Raw genomic sequence first — 14,851 nt, 5'->3', positions numbered from 1 at the left:
TCGCGGCACGGCGCGCGCGTCACGCGAACACGCATTCGTATTCGAACAAGCAATGCGCATCTTGCGCGCAAATAGCGGTTATCACGCGCGCGCACGCCGTTCGCGCGCGGCTTCGCCTATGCTCGCGCCATCCTCTCTTTTTGCGCTCGCTGTTGCCGTTCGCCTTCTCGCTCATGCCGCCGATGCTCGCCCGACCGTCTTTCGCCTCCGCTCACGACGCTCACGACGCTCACGGCTGGCCGGCGTTGCGCACGCTGTTGCGCAGCCTCGGCCAGATCGTGCTGCAAGCGCACGCGGGCACGGGCGCGTGCGTGCTCGCGGCGCTCGCGCTGACCGACAGGCGGCTTGCCTGCGCGGCGCTCATGGGCGCGGCGGCGGCCAACGTCTGCGCGCTCGTCGCCGGGCACGCCGCCGAAGCGATCCGCGAGGGCCGCGCGGGCTTCAACGGCGCGCTCGCGGGGCTGGCCGCGCAGACGTTGATCGGCGATACGTCGATGGCGGCCGCCGTGGCGCTGATCGCGGGCGGCGCCGGCGCGTGGATCGGCGGCCCGCTCGAACGGCAACTCGCGCGCTGGCGGCTCGCGCCGTATTCGACGCCCTGCCTGATCGTCACGGCGGCGTGGCGGCTGCCGATGCACGCGAGCGGCCTGTTCCCGGCGGCGCACGACATCCTTGTCGCCGAAACCCGCGCACCGCTCGCGCTTCTCGCGGGCGTCTTGAGCGGTCTCGCGCAAACCGTGTTCGCGAGCGGCGCGCCGGCGGGCGCGTGCGTGCTCGCGGGCGTGGCGCTCGCGGCGCGGCGCGCGGCGGCTTTCGCGCTGGGCGGCGCGGCGCTGGCGAGCGCCCTCGAACTCGCGTGCGGCACGCCGTTCGCCGGGTTCGACGCGGGCCTCGCCGGGTTCAACGGCGCGCTGGCCGCGCTGGCCACCGCCGCGCTCGGCCAGCGCGCCGCATTCTGTGCGACGATGCTCGCCGCGGCTTTGCATCTCGCCGCCGCGCGCTGCGGCGTGCCCGCGCTGACGGCGCCGTTCGTGCTCGCGAGTTGGTGCGTGCATCTGACCGCGCGCGTTCGCCGGCCGCCGGAGCCGGGCGCAATCGGCTAAATTGCACCGAATCCCGCCTAAAGCCCGCCAGGAAACCATCGCAGTCAAACGTCGCCAAACGAAGGAATCGCCATGTCTTTCGCCCATCGCCCGAGCGGCGCCCGCATCGAAGCCGCGCCGCCTTCGGCCGCCGAGCAGCAGATGCGCGTCGATCTCGCGGCCGCGTATCGCCTCATCGCGCTCAACGGCTGGGACGATCTCATCTACACGCACGTTTCGGCGGCCGTGCCCGGCGAGCCGGGGCGCTTCCTCATCAATCCGTTCGGGCTCGCCTTCGACGAGGTGCGCGCCTCGAATCTCGTGAAGATCGACACCGAAGGCCGCATCGTCGGCGCGAGCGAACATGCGGTCAACGCAACGGGTTTCGCGCTGCACGCGGCCGTGCATCTCGCGCGCGCGGATGCCGTCTGCGTCATGCATCTGCACAACACGGCCGGCATTGCGGTGTCGATCCAGCGCGACGGGCTGCTGCCCGCTTCGCAGCACGCGCTGCGTTTTCACGGCGACCTCGCCTATCACGACTACGAAGGTCTCGCGTTCACGCCGGCCGAAGGCGCGCGGCTCACCGCTTGCCTCGGCACGCGTTTCGCGATGCTGTTGCGCAACCACGGCACGCTCACCGCGGGCCGCACCGTCGCCGAGGCTTACGTGCTGATGGTCACGCTCGTCAAGGCGTGCGAAATCCAGCTTCAGGCGCAGGCGGGCGGCACGCCGCTCGTGTTGCCGCCGCCCGAGGTGGCCGCGCGCACGGCCGAACAGTTGCGCGACGGCGGCGCGGTCGAAGGCGAACTCGAATGGCCCGCGCTGCTGCGCAAGCTCGACCGCCTCGACGCGTCGTATCGCGATTGAGTTTTTCAACCGTCATCGTCAGGAGCATTTTCATGCCGACTTTCCACATCGAAATGTTCGAAGGCCGCAGCATCGAACAAAAACGCGAACTCGCCGCCGCGCTCACGCAAACCACCTGCAAGGTGCTCGGCGTCGAACCGCAATCGGTCGACATCGTCTTTCACGACGTGAAGCCCGAGAACTGGGCGACGGCCGGAAAGCTCTGGAGCGACCCGCGCTAATCCCGCCGACTGCATCGAATTCCCGACCGTTTCCGCCTCGCCATGCGTTCGCGCCCTCCGCATGGCGAGCGCCTCGTCGCGCTCCCTCGCCCACGCCCCTGGGCACTTTGACGCATCGCACGCGCCGCGCGCGGTCGATTGCCGCAGCGCGCCGCGGCGCGCGCCCCACACGCCTCCGCGAATCGCGACGCTTAATTGATTTTTATCAATGCGTTAGCGCATCTTTTCGTCGCCTTTCGATTGACTGATGCGACAAGCTGGCACACGCCGCAGCGCAGCAAAAGTGCCGCCGTTCCCCTACGCTTACGCCCATCGCACCGCTTTCCGGCACGCAGGCATCAGGCAACGCAACAGGCACTCACATGCACACGTCACTTTCCGCTTTCGATCTCGCCCGGCTGCAATTCGCCTTCACGGTTTCGTTTCACATCGTTTTTCCCGCATTGAGCATCGGCCTCGCGAGTTTCATCGCCGTGCTCGAAGCGTGCTGGCTCAAGACGCGCAAGCCGTTCTACAAGGAACTCTGCGTGTTCTGGTCGAAGGTGTTCGCCGTGGCGTTCGGCATGGGCGTCGTGTCGGGCGTCGTGATGAGCTACGAGTTCGGCACCAACTGGTCGGGCTTCTCGTCCTTCGCCGGGCCGATCACCGGGCCGCTGCTGATGTACGAAGTCATGACGGCGTTCTTTCTCGAAGCAGGCTTTCTCGGCATCATGCTGTTCGGCTGGAACCGCGTGAGCCCGCGCGCGCATTTCGGCGCGACGTTGATGGTCGCCGTCGGCACGCTCATCTCGACGTTCTGGATTCTCGCCTCGAATAGCTGGATGCAAACGCCGCAGGGCTTTGCGATCGAGAACGGCCACGTCGTGCCCATCGACTGGTTCAAGATCATCTTCAACCCGTCGTTCCCGTACCGGCTCGCGCACATGGCGATTGCCGCGTTCCTCGTCGCCGCGCTCGTGGTGGCCGCAACGGGCGCGTGGCACCTGCTCAAGGGCCGCCGCGACCCCGCCGTCAAGACGATGTTTTCGATGGCGCTCGGCCTGCTGCTGGTGCTGGCGCCCGTGCAGGCGTTCGTGGGCGACGCGCACGGCCTGAACACGCGCGAATATCAGCCCGCGAAGATCGCCGCCATCGAGGGCATCTGGGACACCGAACACGGCGGCACCGCGCTCAACCTCTTCGGCATGCCCGACATGAAAGCCGAAACCACGCGCTACGCGCTCAAGGTGCCGCATCTCGGCAGCCTGATCCTCACGCATAGCTGGGACGGCGAAATTCGCGGCCTCAAGACGTTCCCGCCCGACGAGCGCCCGTATTCGCCGCTGCTGTTCTGGAGTTTTCGCGTGATGGTGGGTTTAGGCATCCTGATGATCGTGCTGGCCGTCGCGGGCTGGGTGCTGCGCCGGCGCGGCACGCTCTACGAATCGCGCCTCTTCCAGCGCTTCGCGCTTGCAATGGGACCGACCGGCTTCGTCACGCTGCTCGCGGGCTGGGTGACGACCGAAGCCGGCCGCCAGCCGTGGGTCGTGTACGGCGTGATGCGCACCTCGCAAGCGGTTTCGCCGCTCACCACGCAGCAAGTGGGCGTTTCGCTGATGGCGTTCGTGGTCGTGTATTTCCTCGTGTTCGGCACGGGCATTTACTACCTGCTCAAGTTGCTGCGAACGGGGCCGGCGGCGCCCGCCGCGACGACGGGAACGCCGCCGCATGACGCCCGCCCGCCGCATTCCGCGCTCGATGCGAACCAGACCGCGCGCCGCCCCATGTCCGCCGCCGATCAACTGATCGACGCCTGACGCGCGCGCACTCATTTTCACGAAAGAGGCTAGACAAGCATGGACGTCACCGTTATCTGGGCCGCGATCATCGCGCTCGGCGTTCTTCTCTACGTGGTGCTCGACGGCTTCGACCTGGGCATCGGCATCGTATTTCCGCTCTTTCCCGACGAAGCGGAGCGCGACCTCATGATGAACACGGTCGCGCCCGTCTGGGACGGCAACGAAACGTGGCTCGTGCTGGGCGGCGCGGGGCTGTTCGCCGTGTTTCCGGTCGTCTATTCGACCGTGCTTTCCGCGCTGTATCTGCCGCTCGTGTTCATGCTCGCGTGCCTGATCTTTCGCGGCGTGTCGTTCGAGATTCGCGCCAAGGCCAATCGCACCAAACATCTTTGGGATCTCGCGTTCATCGGCGGCTCGACGGGCGCGGCGTTTTTCCAGGGCATCGCGCTGGGCGCCTTCCTGCAAGGCATTCCCGTCGACGACGGCCGTTTCGCCGGCGACGCCTTCGGCTGGCTCACGCCGTTCAGCCTGCTTTCGGGCTTCGGCCTCGTAGCCACGTATGCGCTGCTCGGCACCGGCTGGCTCGTGGCGAAAACCGAGGGCGACCTGCAACGGCGCCTGCACCGTCTCGTCTGGCCGCTCACGATGATGCTGCTCGCCTTCATCGCGCTCGTGAGTCTGTGGACGCCGCTGCAAGATCCCGCCATCGCCCATCGCTGGTTCCATTCGGGCCTGTTCTGGCGGCTCGCGCCCGTGCCGCTGCTGGTGGTCGCGTGCGCCGTGTGGATGCGCTGGGCCGTGCAGGGCCGCCATCACAAGGCGCCGTTCGCGGCGGCGCTCGCGCTCGTGCTGCTCGGCTACGTGGGCCTGCTGGTGAGCCTGTGGCCCTACGCGATTCCGCAGAGCCTCACGCTCTGGGAAGCCGCCGCCCCGCGCGCGAGCCAGACTTTCACGCTGGTGGGCGCGTCCGTCATTCTTCCCGTCATCCTGGCGTACACCACGCTCGGCTACTGGGTTTTTCGAGGCAAGGTGCGTCATGGCGACACCCATCACTACCACTGAAACCGCGCGCGGGCGCACGGCGCGCAAGCTGCCCGGCTGGCTCTGGTTCGTGCTGCTCTGGTGCGGCGGCGTGGGCGCGGCGATGTCGCTCGGGTTCGCGTTCAAGGTGTTCATGAACCTCACGCTGTTCGCCGTGAAATAGCGGCGCGCACGCACGCGGATTCGCTGCGGCGCGACAGACCGCGCTAGACTGTAGGCCGTCTGTCAACTTCAACGAATTCGATATGCAAGAGATGACCTTCATGGAATGCGTCAAGCGCGCATGGGCCAGCGCGGGGCAAGCCGTCGCCGGCATGCCGCTGCTCGTGGCCGGCACCTTCCTTGCCTACGCGCTGCTCGGCTGGTTCGGGCTCGCGGGGCGCCCGGTGCCGGTCGAGGGCGCCGCGCCATCGGGCGCGCTGGTGCTGCTCGGCAACCTCGCCTCCATCGTCAACTCGTTGATCTATCTGTGGTTCACGCTCAAGGTTTCGCGCTTCGTGCTGCTCGGCGAACGCACCACGCCGCTCATGCCCGCGGGCGCGAAGCCGTTCCTGCGGCTGTTCGCGGTCGGCCTCATCATGGTGGCCGCGCTTGTCGCCGTCGTGCTCGTGCTGCTGCTCGTGCTGCGTCCGCAATACGACGGCGGCAAGGCGTTCCTGATGGCCGTGATCGGCGCGATCTGGATTTTCGTGGCCGTGCGCTTCTCGCTGCTGTTTCCGTCGATCGCGGCGGGCGGACCGATCGCGTTCCGCGCGGCGTGGCGTGACAGTCGTGGACATTTCTGGAGCCTGTTCGGCGTGGTGTTCGTGGCCGCGCTGCCGATCGCCATCGCCGGCCTCGTGATTCTGCTCGGCATGGGGCTCGCGGGCGTTTCGCCCGCCATCGTGCAAACGCCCGGCTGGTTCACGGCGCTTGCCATCGGCCAAAGCATCGGCAACATCGTGTTCGCGCTCATCACCACCACGGCGCTCGCCTGGCTGTATCGGCGTTACGGCGACGCGCTCAAGACTCGCGCCGCCTCGTAACACGCGTCACCAGACGCCCGGCGCGAAGCGATACCGCACGCGCTCCGCCTACACGCGATAGCCGGGCAGTTGCCCGGCGCGCGTTCCTCCCGCACACCGCTCCACGCGACCGCAAGCACCCGCGCCGGCACGCACGCCAAGCCCCGCCACGCGCCGGGCACGAGCGGCGCGCCCGCCGGAACGAACAGCAGCGCGCCCAACCACGCGAGCCAACGACGTAACCGACCGGCTTCCTCGACGCGGCCGTCACGATCCGCACGAAGCGTTTCGCGCACAACGCATCGGCCATGCCGCGCCTCGCGCGCTGCGTGAAACCGAGTGCGCTAGCGCTTCGCGGCGTGCGAAGTCATGCGCGCGAATAACGCGCCGGCGTCGAGTTGCGAAGTGTCGATACCGAAGCGCTCGCGCAAGCAACGCTCGAGTTCCGCGCCGCTCGCGAGGGTGTGCTCCCCGGTCACGCGGCCTTGCGCGTCGCGTTCGCTGAAACGCTCGTTGAAGAGAATCGCCCGGCCGCCTTCGTGCGCGATGCAGGCGATCAGGCTGAAAGTGAAGAACGATTCCGGCGACGCCGAGGTGTACCAGTTCGCCACTTCGTAGTCGCACCATTCGGCGGGCGTGGTTTCGAAGCGATAAAGATCGACCCACGTTTCGCCGTCGAACAATTCGAGCTTGCGCTCGTGCGCCGACAACGCCGCGATGCGCACCGGCTCGTGCGGCGTGGGCTGCACGGCCCCGGTCGAAAGCGAGAGCGGCGTGCAAACGGTCGTGCCGCCGAAGCCGACGTCCACGAGCCACGCATCGCCTTCGGCCTGCACGCGCAGCAGCATGTGCGTGCGCGGCGTGCTGGCGCCGGGCGCCTGGCCATAGAGCACGCGCGCGGCAAGCGGCGTGACGGCGAAGCCGAGTTGCATCAGCACATGGGCGAACAACGTGTTGTGCTCGAAGCAATAGCCGCCGCGCCGCCGCGCCACGAGTTTTTCGACGATATCGGGCAGTTTGACCGAGACGCGCCGACCCGCGAGCGGATCGAGGTTTTCGAACGGAATCGCGAACGGATGCAAACAGTGCAGTTCGCGCAGCACGTCGAGCGTCGCGGCGCGCGGCCCGCGATAACCGATGCGGGCGAAATAGGCGTCGAGATCGAGTGCGGAATCGGAATGGGCTTGAGTCATAACGCTTTAGTCGGAATTGAGCGCGAAGCCGCGTGTGCGGCAGCGCGAGAAGCGATTTCATCGGCGACGTAACACGGCGCGGCGATAATCGTTCCGCAATCGTAAGCCTGTTTTAATGCCGCGTCGAAGCGTTGAAAAAACGCCGCACCCAATTGACGCTGCGAGGGCCGCTCAGTACGATTGCGCCGTCCGCGAACCGATGGATATTCAGCGGCTTGCGAGTAAAAGCCGTAAAAAAGACCCGCAATACGATGAATACACACCGTTCAATCCGTTTCGCCTCGCTCGCGGCGTGCGCATCGTTCGCTTATGGCGCGGCGTGCGCGCAAGGCGAAGCCGCCAATGCCGGCACCGCCGGCGAAATCACCGCGCAAACCGCGGCCGGAACGCCCGCCGCCGACGCATCGGCGAACCTGTGGACGCGCTCCGCCCTGCTCGGCGACATGGGCGGCGTGCGGCCGTGGCTGGACCAGTTCGGCGTGACGTTCTCGCTCACGGAAACGAGCGAGTATCTCGCGAACCTGCGCGGCGGTCTCGCACGCGGCGGCGATTACGACGGCCTGACGATCGGCACGCTGCAACTCGACACGAGCAAGGCGCTGCATATTCCAGGCGGCCTTTTCAACATCAGCGCGTTGCAGATTCACGGCGCGCATCTGAGCGCGACGCATCTCGGCACGCTGAATACGGCAAGCGGCATCGAGGCGCCCGACGCCACGCGGCTCTGGGAGCTGTGGTATCAGCAGTCGCTGTTCGACAAGCGCGTGGACGTGAAAATCGGCCAGCAAAGCGCCGACACCGAATTCCTGCTGAGCCAGTATGGCGCGCTGTTCGCCAACACGATGTTCGGCTGGCCCGCCGTACCGAGCTACGATCTGCCTTCGGGCGGCCCGGCGTATCCGCTCGCGAGTCTCGGCGTGCGCGTGCGCGGCCAGATCACGAATGCGCTCACCGGCTTGCTGGGCGTCTACGACGGCGACCCGCTCGGCAATAATCCGCATAACGTTAGCGGTACGAACTTTAATCTGCACAACGGCGCGTTCGTGATCGGCGAATTGCAATACGCGATCAATCAACCGGACGCCGAAGGCCACGCCGGCGCACAAGGCTTGCCGGGCACGTACAAACTGGGCTTCTGGTACAACAGCAATCGCTTCGACGATCAACGCTTCGACAACACCGGCCTTTCGCTCGCCAACCCGGCGACGACCGGCGTGCCCGCAACGCACGGCGGCAACTACAGCGTCTATGCCGTCGCGGATCAGACCGTCTGGCGACCTAACCCCGACGAAGCGCGCAGCGTGGGCGTATTCGCGCGCGTGATGGGCGCGCCCGGCAACCGAAGCCTCGTGAGTTTCGCGGCCAACGTGGGCGTGGTGATGAAAGCGCCGTTCAAGGGGCGCGACAACGACAGCGCCGGTCTTGCGGCCACGTATATCAAGGTCGGCAACGCCACCCACGACCTCGACCTCGACCATCTGCACTTCGTTGGCAATCCTTACGGTATTCGCACGCAGGAAACCGCGCTCGAAGCCACGTATCAATATCAGATCGCGCCGTGGTGGCTGCTTCAGGCCGACGCGCAATACACCTTCAATGCGGGCGCCGGGCAGAATCCGCAGAATCCCGCCGCGCCGCTGCGCAATACGTTCGTGATCGGCGTGCGCACCAACGTCACGTTCTAGGCGCGCTGGCGCGGCAGCGAAAGATCCTGCACCATCTGCTGCGCAAGGTAGTCGCAGGTCGGTCGATTCGACTTCAGGCTGCGCGCCACCACGATATCGAGCGGCTCGATCTTCGGCAGGCCGTGCGCGTCGCCCAACAGCGCGAAGCGCGGCGGCACGCTGCAACGCGTGAGCGCAACCACCGCGATGCCCGCCTCCACCGTCGCCATCAGTCCCATCAAACTCGCGCTGCTGTAGGCCGCGCGATAGCGAATGCGCGCCGCGTCGAGCGCGGCGACCGTATGCGCGCGCGCCACGCTGCCATGCTCGTAAAGTCCCACCGGCAACGGCGACATTGCCAGCGGAGCGGGATCGGAAGCCGAGCCCACCCACACCATCTCCTCGCTGCGCACGAATTCGCCGCGCAGCTTCCTGTCGCGCGTGACGAAGGCGATGTCGATCTTGTTGTCGGCGAGCATCGGCCCGAGCGCCACGCTCTGCGCGCAAACGATTTCGATTTCGACGTGCGGATACAGCATCGAAAAGCGCCGCAACACCGGCGACAGCAGCGAAGCCATGTAGTCGTCGGGCGCGCCCAGCACCACGCGGCCCGTCACCTCCGGGCGCACCATGGCCGCCCACGCCTCTTCCTGCAAATCGAGCGCCCGCCGCGCATATTCGAGCAGCGTGTTGCCCGGCCGCGTGAGCGCGAGATTGCGCGTGTCGCGCGTGAACAGCGTGGTGCCGAGCATCTGTTCGAGCCGTTTGATCTGCATGCTCACGGCGGCCTGCGAACGATGCACCGCCACGGCGGCCCTCGTGAAGCTGCCCGCATCGGCCACGGCGGCGAACGTGCGCAACAAATCAATATCGAACTCGGGATTCATGATTCATAAGCTGCGTTAATGGAATTGTTCAATTTAATTCGTTTGCCGACGGGCTGCAACTGCCGAATACTGGGCTGCTTTCAACCCGCTTCGGCTTTGCGCGCGACCGCCATGCATTCCGATTTCCACAGCAGCCGCCGTCAAGGCGTGCTCATGCTCGCGAGCGGCGGCTTGTTGATGGGCACGCTCGGCGTGTTCGTCGAAGAAGCGCGTCTCGGCGCGCTCACGCTCGTATTCTTCCGCTGCCTGTTCGGCATGCTTGCGCTCGCGGTGTATTGCGCGTACCAGGGCTGGCTCTCGCCACGGCAATTCACGCGCCGCACGTTGGCGCTCGCGCTCGTTTCGGGCGTGCTGATGGTCACGCAGTGGGTGGGCTTTTTCGATGCGATCCATCGCACGAGCATCGCCGTGGCGACGGTCGTGTTTCATGTGCAACCGTTCTGGGTCGTGCTGATCGGCGCGGCGCTCTTTCACGAAAGGCTGGGCGCGGACCGGCTGGGCTGGATCGCGATTGCCTTCGCGGGCCTCGTGCTCGCTTCGGGCGTGCTGGCCGAAGATCATGTGGCCGATCACCCGCGCTATCTGATCGGCTTGCTCGAAGCGCTCGTGGGCTCGGTGCTTTACGCGAGCGTGACGCTGATCGCGAAGAGTCTGGGCGGATTTCGCCCGCATCTGCTCACGCTCATGCAATGCGTGGTGGGCGCCGTATGCCTGCCGATCATCGCGCCGTTTTTCGCCCCGCTCGAACTCGTACACATTTCGCCCGCGCAATGGGGCTGGCTCGTCGGCATGGGCGTACTGCACACGGGGCTTTCGTACGTGCTGATCTATGGCGCGCTGCCCAAACTCACCACGCCCGTGATCGCCGTGCTGCTGTTCGTGTATCCGCTGACGGCCATCGCCGTCGATGCCGTCGTCTATCACCGCGCGCTGAGCGTGCCGCAACTCGCGGGCATGGCGCTGATCGTGACGGCGAGCCTCGGCGTGAATCTGGGCTGGCGTTTGCTGCCGCCGAGGCTCGTCAAATTGCGGCGCTAACCGTGGCGGTCAATGATTGCGACCGCGGGTTGCGATTGCGGATTGCGATTGCGGATTGCGATTGCGCGTTGCGGCGAGAAGGCGGTTCAGGTCGGCAAGGTTTCGCCCTTCGTTTCCGGCGCGAACGGAATAATCAGAAGTCCTAACACGAACGCGATGGCCGTAAGCGCGACCGGCATGCCCAAAGTGTGCATATGCAGCACCGCCGCGCCGAGAAGAAAGTTCACGCCCGCGCCCACGAAACGCCCGAACGACGTACAGAACGCGAAGGCCGTCGCCCGCACGCGCGTTTCGAACTGCTCCGGCAGCCACAGGCTGAACAGCGCGAAGTTGCCGCCGAAAAACCCCAGCACGAACAGCAATGCGATGAACGGCACGAGCCCATTCTGCAAGTAGTAAGCCCAGCCGAAACTCAGCGCGATGGTCACGGCCATGCCCGCGAAGTAGATCGCGAGCGTCCATTTGCGGCCGATGCGCTCGGCCATCGGCGGCAACGCAAGACAGCCGAGTATCGTGCCGATGGAGAGAATGCCCGTGGCGATCGACGCCGTGCGAATGGCTTCGGCCTTGCTCGCGCCGGCCTTGGTCGCAAGCTGGATCACGGCGGAAGGCTCGTACACCGCGCCCGCCCACAAGCCGATGATGGCAATCGTCAGCAACGCGCAAGCCACGACGGTGCGCGCGCGATACACATCGCCGAAAATCTCGCGCAGCGGCCGCGTGCGATGCACCTGGCTCGCCTCCGACTTCTGCCACTTTTCCGGCTCCTGCACGCGCGTGAGCACGAGAATGGCCACCACCACCGGCAACGCGCCCGTCAGGAACATCGCGCGCCAACCGAAATGCACGCCCACGGTGTAGTTGAGCGCCGCCGCCACGAAAAAGCCCGCGTAATAGCCGGTTTGCAGATAACCGGCGCCCATCTTGCGCCGGTCCTCGGGCCACGATTCGGCCACGTAGGTGCCCGCCAGCGCCCATTCGCCGCCAATCCCCACGCCCGCGAGAAAGCGGTAGAAGCCGAGCGCCCAGACGCTTTGCGCCGTGGCCGCCAGCCCGGTAAAAATCGCAAACATGAAGATGGTGCCCGCCAGCACGCGCGTGCGGCCGAAGCGGTCCGCGAGCGGCCCCCAGATGAACGACAGCCCCCAGCCCACCAGAAAGAGCGCGAACAGAATCGAGCCCGCGAGCCCGACGTTGGCCGCGCTGGCCTCGTAACCCGAGCGCGGCAGCAATTCCGTGAGCGCGGGCGTGAGCACGAGCGCATAGATGAACGAGTCCATGCCGTCGAGCGTCCAGCCCGCCCATGCGCCCCAGAAACCGGCGATCTGCGAGCGGTTGAGCGGGGTCTTGCGGTGAGCGCGCCGCGCGGGTTCGCTAATCGAATTCATGATGCGTCTCTCTCCTTGGCTGCCTCGTTCCCGCGCGAACGCGCTCGCGATGCGTGTAATCGGCACTGCCCATGCGGCCCGGTCTGACGCCGGCCGTCATCGAAAAACTCCCTGTTTGCCCCGCCTTGATGGCATCTTTTATTGCGTTTTCGTAGGCGCCGCGTTGCGCGCCCGGCGGGTTTTGGAGACTTCCGCCCATGCCGTTTTATATATAATATTTGATCCTATGAGCGACGCAACGAATGGTTTTCCCCTGGACGAAGGCACGGCGCCGGGCTTGCCCAATGCGCCCGCGCCGCGTACCAGCACATCCCGCATGATCGCCGACGCGTTGCGTGCCGCCATCGTCGAAGGCAAGCTCGCGCCCAACGCGCCGCTGCGCCAGGACGCCATCGCGCGGCATTTTTCGGTCAGCGCAATTCCCGTACGCGAGGCGCTGCGCCAGCTTGCGAGCGAAGGCTGGGCGAAGATCGAAGTGAACAAGGGCGCGAGCGTCGCGCCGCTTTCCGCCGACGAAGCGCGCGAAATCTACGAGATCCGCTCGGCGCTGGAAAGTCTCGCGCTGGGCCTCGCCATTCCCCATCACACGAATGCCACGCTGCGGCAGGCGAGCGCGCTGGCCGCCGCCGCGAAGCGCGAAAGCGATCCGTCGCTCTACGTCGCGCGCAACGAAGCGTTTCATATGAGCCTTTACGGTCCTGCCAATCGCCCGCAGCTAATGGAAATGCTGACCGCGTTGCATCGGCGCGGCGAACGCTATTTGCGTCTGAAATTCGGCTTTCCCGAATACAAGGGAGAATCGGATTCCGAGCACGCCGAGATCATCGCCGCCGTGAAGCGCGGCAACGTAGGCGCGGCGCAGGCGCTCGTGACCGCGCACCTGCTCGGCACGGGCGAATTGATCTACCGTTTCCTGACCGAGCGCGCCGCGCTGCCCGCCGCGCGCGCGAAATCGACCAAAGCCGCCGCGCCGTCCAGGGCGCGCGCGGCCACCATTCGCTCACGGAGTCGAACCGCCGATGAAGCCTCAAGCTGATACGCCGAGCGTGCCGCGCTCGTGGACCACGCGCCGCGACGAAAAAGCCCGCCGTTTGAACGCTGTTTCGGGCTGGCTCGAAGACGGCGTGCTCCCCGCCGCGCGCATGACCGAAGCGCTCGAATTGCTGATTCGCCCCGGCGACCGCGTTGCGCTGGAGGGCGACAACCAGAAGCAGGCCGACTTTCTCTCGCGCTCGCTCGCCGAGGCTGACCCCGCGAAAATCAACAACGTGCATCTGCTGATTTCGAGCATCAGCCGCCCCGAGCATCTCACGCTGTTCGAGCGCGGCATCGCGCATCGCGTGGACTTCGCGTTTGCAGGGCCGCAAAGCCTGCGCGTGGCGCAACTGCTCGAAGACGGCCAGCTCGAAGTGGGCGCGATCCACACGTACGTCGAACTTTACGCGCGCATGTTCGTCGACCTGATTCCGCAAGTCGCGCTGCTGTGCGCGGAAAAAGCGGACCGTCACGGCAATCTGTACACCGGCGCGAACACCGAGGACACGCCGACGATTGCCGAAGCCGCCGCGTTCAGCCAGGGCATCGTCATCGTTCAGGTCAACGAAATAGTCGACGAACTGCCGCGCGTGGACATTCCTGGCTCGTGGGTCGACGTGGTCGTGCAAGCCGACCGGCCGTTCGCGGTGGAACCGCTGTTTACGCGCGACCCGCGTCATATCGGCGACTTGCAGGTGCTCACGGCGATGATGGTCATCAAGGGCATTTATGCGCCTTACGGCATTTCTTCGCTCAATCACGGCATTGGTTTCGATACGGCCGCGATCGAATTGCTGCTGCCGACCTATGGCGAATCGCTGGGCCTCAAGGGCAAGATTTGCCGCAACTGGACGCTCAATCCGCATCCCACGCTGATTCCCGCGATCGAGTCGGGCTGGGTCGAGAGCGTGCATTGCTTCGGCAGCGAAGTGGGCATGGAAGCGTATATTTCCGCGCGCCCCGACGTGTTCTTCACCGGCAGCGACGGCAGCCTGCGCTCGAATCGCGTGCTCTGCCAGCTTGCGGGTCAATACGGCGTGGACCTGTTCATCGGCTCGACCTTGCAGATCGACGCCGATGCCAATTCTTCCACCGTGACGCGCGGGCGTCTGGCGGGCTTCGGCGGCGCGCCGAACATGGGCCACGATCCGCGCGGGCGCCGGCATGCGAGCGAAGCGTGGCTCAAGCTGCTCGAAGACACCGGCCCTGTTTCGCGCGGCCACAAGCTCGTGGTGCAACTCGCGGAAACGTGGAAGAAAGGCGGCGAGCCGACTTTCGTGGACGAACTGGACGCCATCGCGGTCGGCCGCAAGAGCGGCATGCCCGTTGCGCCTGTGATGATTTACGGCGACGACGTGAGCCACGTCGTCACCGAGGAAGGCATCGCGCATTTGCACCGCGCGGAAGGCATCGACGAACGGCGCGCCGCGCTCGCGGCCGTGGCCGGCGTCACGCCCATCGGCCTGCGCGCGCAAGCGCAGAAAACCGGCGAACTGCGCCGCAAAGGCATTGTTCAGTACCCCGAAGATTTAGGCATTCGGCGCGGCGACGCCAAACGCTCGTTGCTCGCCGCGCGCAGTATCGACGATCTGGTGACGTGGTCGGGCGGTCTTTATGCGCCGCCGGCGCGCTTTCGTAGCTGGTAAGCAC

General features: G+C 66.1%; 14 protein-coding genes. 11 read left to right on the top strand and 3 right to left on the bottom strand.

The genetic code is table 11. The features are described from left to right. The first annotated feature begins 182 nt into the window (after positions 1-182). The 7 genes from U5805_RS07930 (at position 183) to U5805_RS07900 (ending at position 6,017) form a co-directional block, all read left to right on the top strand. Positions 183-1,103, top strand: a complete 921-nt coding sequence (locus U5805_RS07930; RefSeq protein ID WP_322102916.1) for an urea transporter — start codon at positions 183-185, stop codon at positions 1,101-1,103. Between the two features lie 72 nt (positions 1,104-1,175). Then, positions 1,176-1,952: a class II aldolase/adducin family protein gene (locus tag U5805_RS07925; protein ID WP_322102915.1), complete on the top strand. Its 777-nt coding sequence runs from the start codon at positions 1,176-1,178 to the stop codon at positions 1,950-1,952. Positions 1,953-1,984: 32 nt separating this feature from the next. Beyond that, positions 1,985-2,173: a 4-oxalocrotonate tautomerase gene (locus U5805_RS07920; protein ID WP_322102914.1), complete on the top strand. Its 189-nt coding sequence runs from the start codon at positions 1,985-1,987 to the stop codon at positions 2,171-2,173. Between the two features lie 362 nt (positions 2,174-2,535). Continuing rightward, positions 2,536-3,969 carry a cytochrome ubiquinol oxidase subunit I gene (locus U5805_RS07915; protein ID WP_322102913.1) on the top strand — a complete coding sequence of 478 codons (1,434 nt, stop codon included), beginning with the start codon at positions 2,536-2,538 and terminating at the stop codon, positions 3,967-3,969. A 39-nt stretch (positions 3,970-4,008) separates the two neighbouring features. After that, the gene (gene cydB, locus U5805_RS07910) at positions 4,009-5,013 is read left to right on the top strand and encodes a cytochrome d ubiquinol oxidase subunit II (RefSeq protein ID WP_322102912.1); all 1,005 of its coding nucleotides are present in this window, start codon (positions 4,009-4,011) and stop codon (positions 5,011-5,013) included. Next, positions 4,988-5,155 carry a hypothetical protein gene (locus U5805_RS07905; RefSeq protein WP_322102911.1) on the top strand — a complete coding sequence of 56 codons (168 nt, stop codon included), beginning with the start codon at positions 4,988-4,990 and terminating at the stop codon, positions 5,153-5,155. The genes cydB and U5805_RS07905 overlap by 26 nt, the downstream gene beginning before the upstream one ends. An 82-nt stretch (positions 5,156-5,237) precedes the next feature. Beyond that, positions 5,238-6,017, top strand: coding sequence for a hypothetical protein (locus U5805_RS07900; protein ID WP_322102910.1), 780 nt, complete (start codon positions 5,238-5,240; stop codon positions 6,015-6,017). 323 nt (positions 6,018-6,340) lie between these two features. Here U5805_RS07900 and U5805_RS07895 read toward each other — a convergent pair whose 3' ends face one another. Beyond that, the gene (locus U5805_RS07895; protein WP_322102909.1) at positions 6,341-7,189 is read right to left on the bottom strand and encodes an arylamine N-acetyltransferase; all 849 of its coding nucleotides are present in this window, start codon (positions 7,187-7,189) and stop codon (positions 6,341-6,343) included. A 251-nt stretch (positions 7,190-7,440) separates the two neighbouring features. On the opposite strand from U5805_RS07895, the gene U5805_RS07890 reads away from it, so the two are divergent. Then, a complete protein-coding gene (locus tag U5805_RS07890; RefSeq protein WP_322102908.1) occupies positions 7,441-8,874 on the top strand; it encodes a carbohydrate porin in 1,434 nt (477 codons plus the stop codon). Here the strand turns inward: U5805_RS07890 and U5805_RS07885 are convergent. Further along, a complete protein-coding gene (locus tag U5805_RS07885; protein ID WP_322102907.1) occupies positions 8,871-9,740 on the bottom strand; it encodes a LysR family transcriptional regulator in 870 nt (289 codons plus the stop codon). The two genes, U5805_RS07890 and U5805_RS07885, sit on opposite strands and share 4 nt — an antisense overlap. A gap of 111 nt (positions 9,741-9,851) precedes the next feature. On the opposite strand from U5805_RS07885, the gene U5805_RS07880 reads away from it, so the two are divergent. Beyond that, positions 9,852-10,778 carry a DMT family transporter gene (locus U5805_RS07880; RefSeq protein ID WP_322102906.1) on the top strand — a complete coding sequence of 309 codons (927 nt, stop codon included), beginning with the start codon at positions 9,852-9,854 and terminating at the stop codon, positions 10,776-10,778. 86 nt (positions 10,779-10,864) lie between these two features. On the opposite strand, the gene U5805_RS07875 is transcribed toward U5805_RS07880, so the two are convergent. After that, positions 10,865-12,166, bottom strand: a complete 1,302-nt coding sequence (locus tag U5805_RS07875; RefSeq protein ID WP_322102905.1) for an MFS transporter — start codon at positions 12,164-12,166, stop codon at positions 10,865-10,867. Between the two features lie 226 nt (positions 12,167-12,392). On the opposite strand from U5805_RS07875, the gene U5805_RS07870 reads away from it, so the two are divergent. After that, entirely contained in the window at positions 12,393-13,202 is an 810-nt protein-coding gene (locus U5805_RS07870; RefSeq protein ID WP_322102904.1) for a GntR family transcriptional regulator, read from the top strand. Then, the gene (gene mdcA / locus U5805_RS07865) at positions 13,186-14,847 is read left to right on the top strand and encodes a malonate decarboxylase subunit alpha (RefSeq protein ID WP_322102903.1); all 1,662 of its coding nucleotides are present in this window, start codon (positions 13,186-13,188) and stop codon (positions 14,845-14,847) included. The genes U5805_RS07870 and mdcA overlap by 17 nt, the downstream gene beginning before the upstream one ends. Positions 14,848-14,851: the final 4 nt, after the last annotated feature.

Source organism: Paraburkholderia sp. J41 (assembly GCF_905220235.1).
Taxonomy (GTDB): Bacteria; Pseudomonadota; Gammaproteobacteria; order Burkholderiales; family Burkholderiaceae; genus Paraburkholderia.
This window is presented reverse-complemented; position numbering and strand designations above follow the sequence as displayed.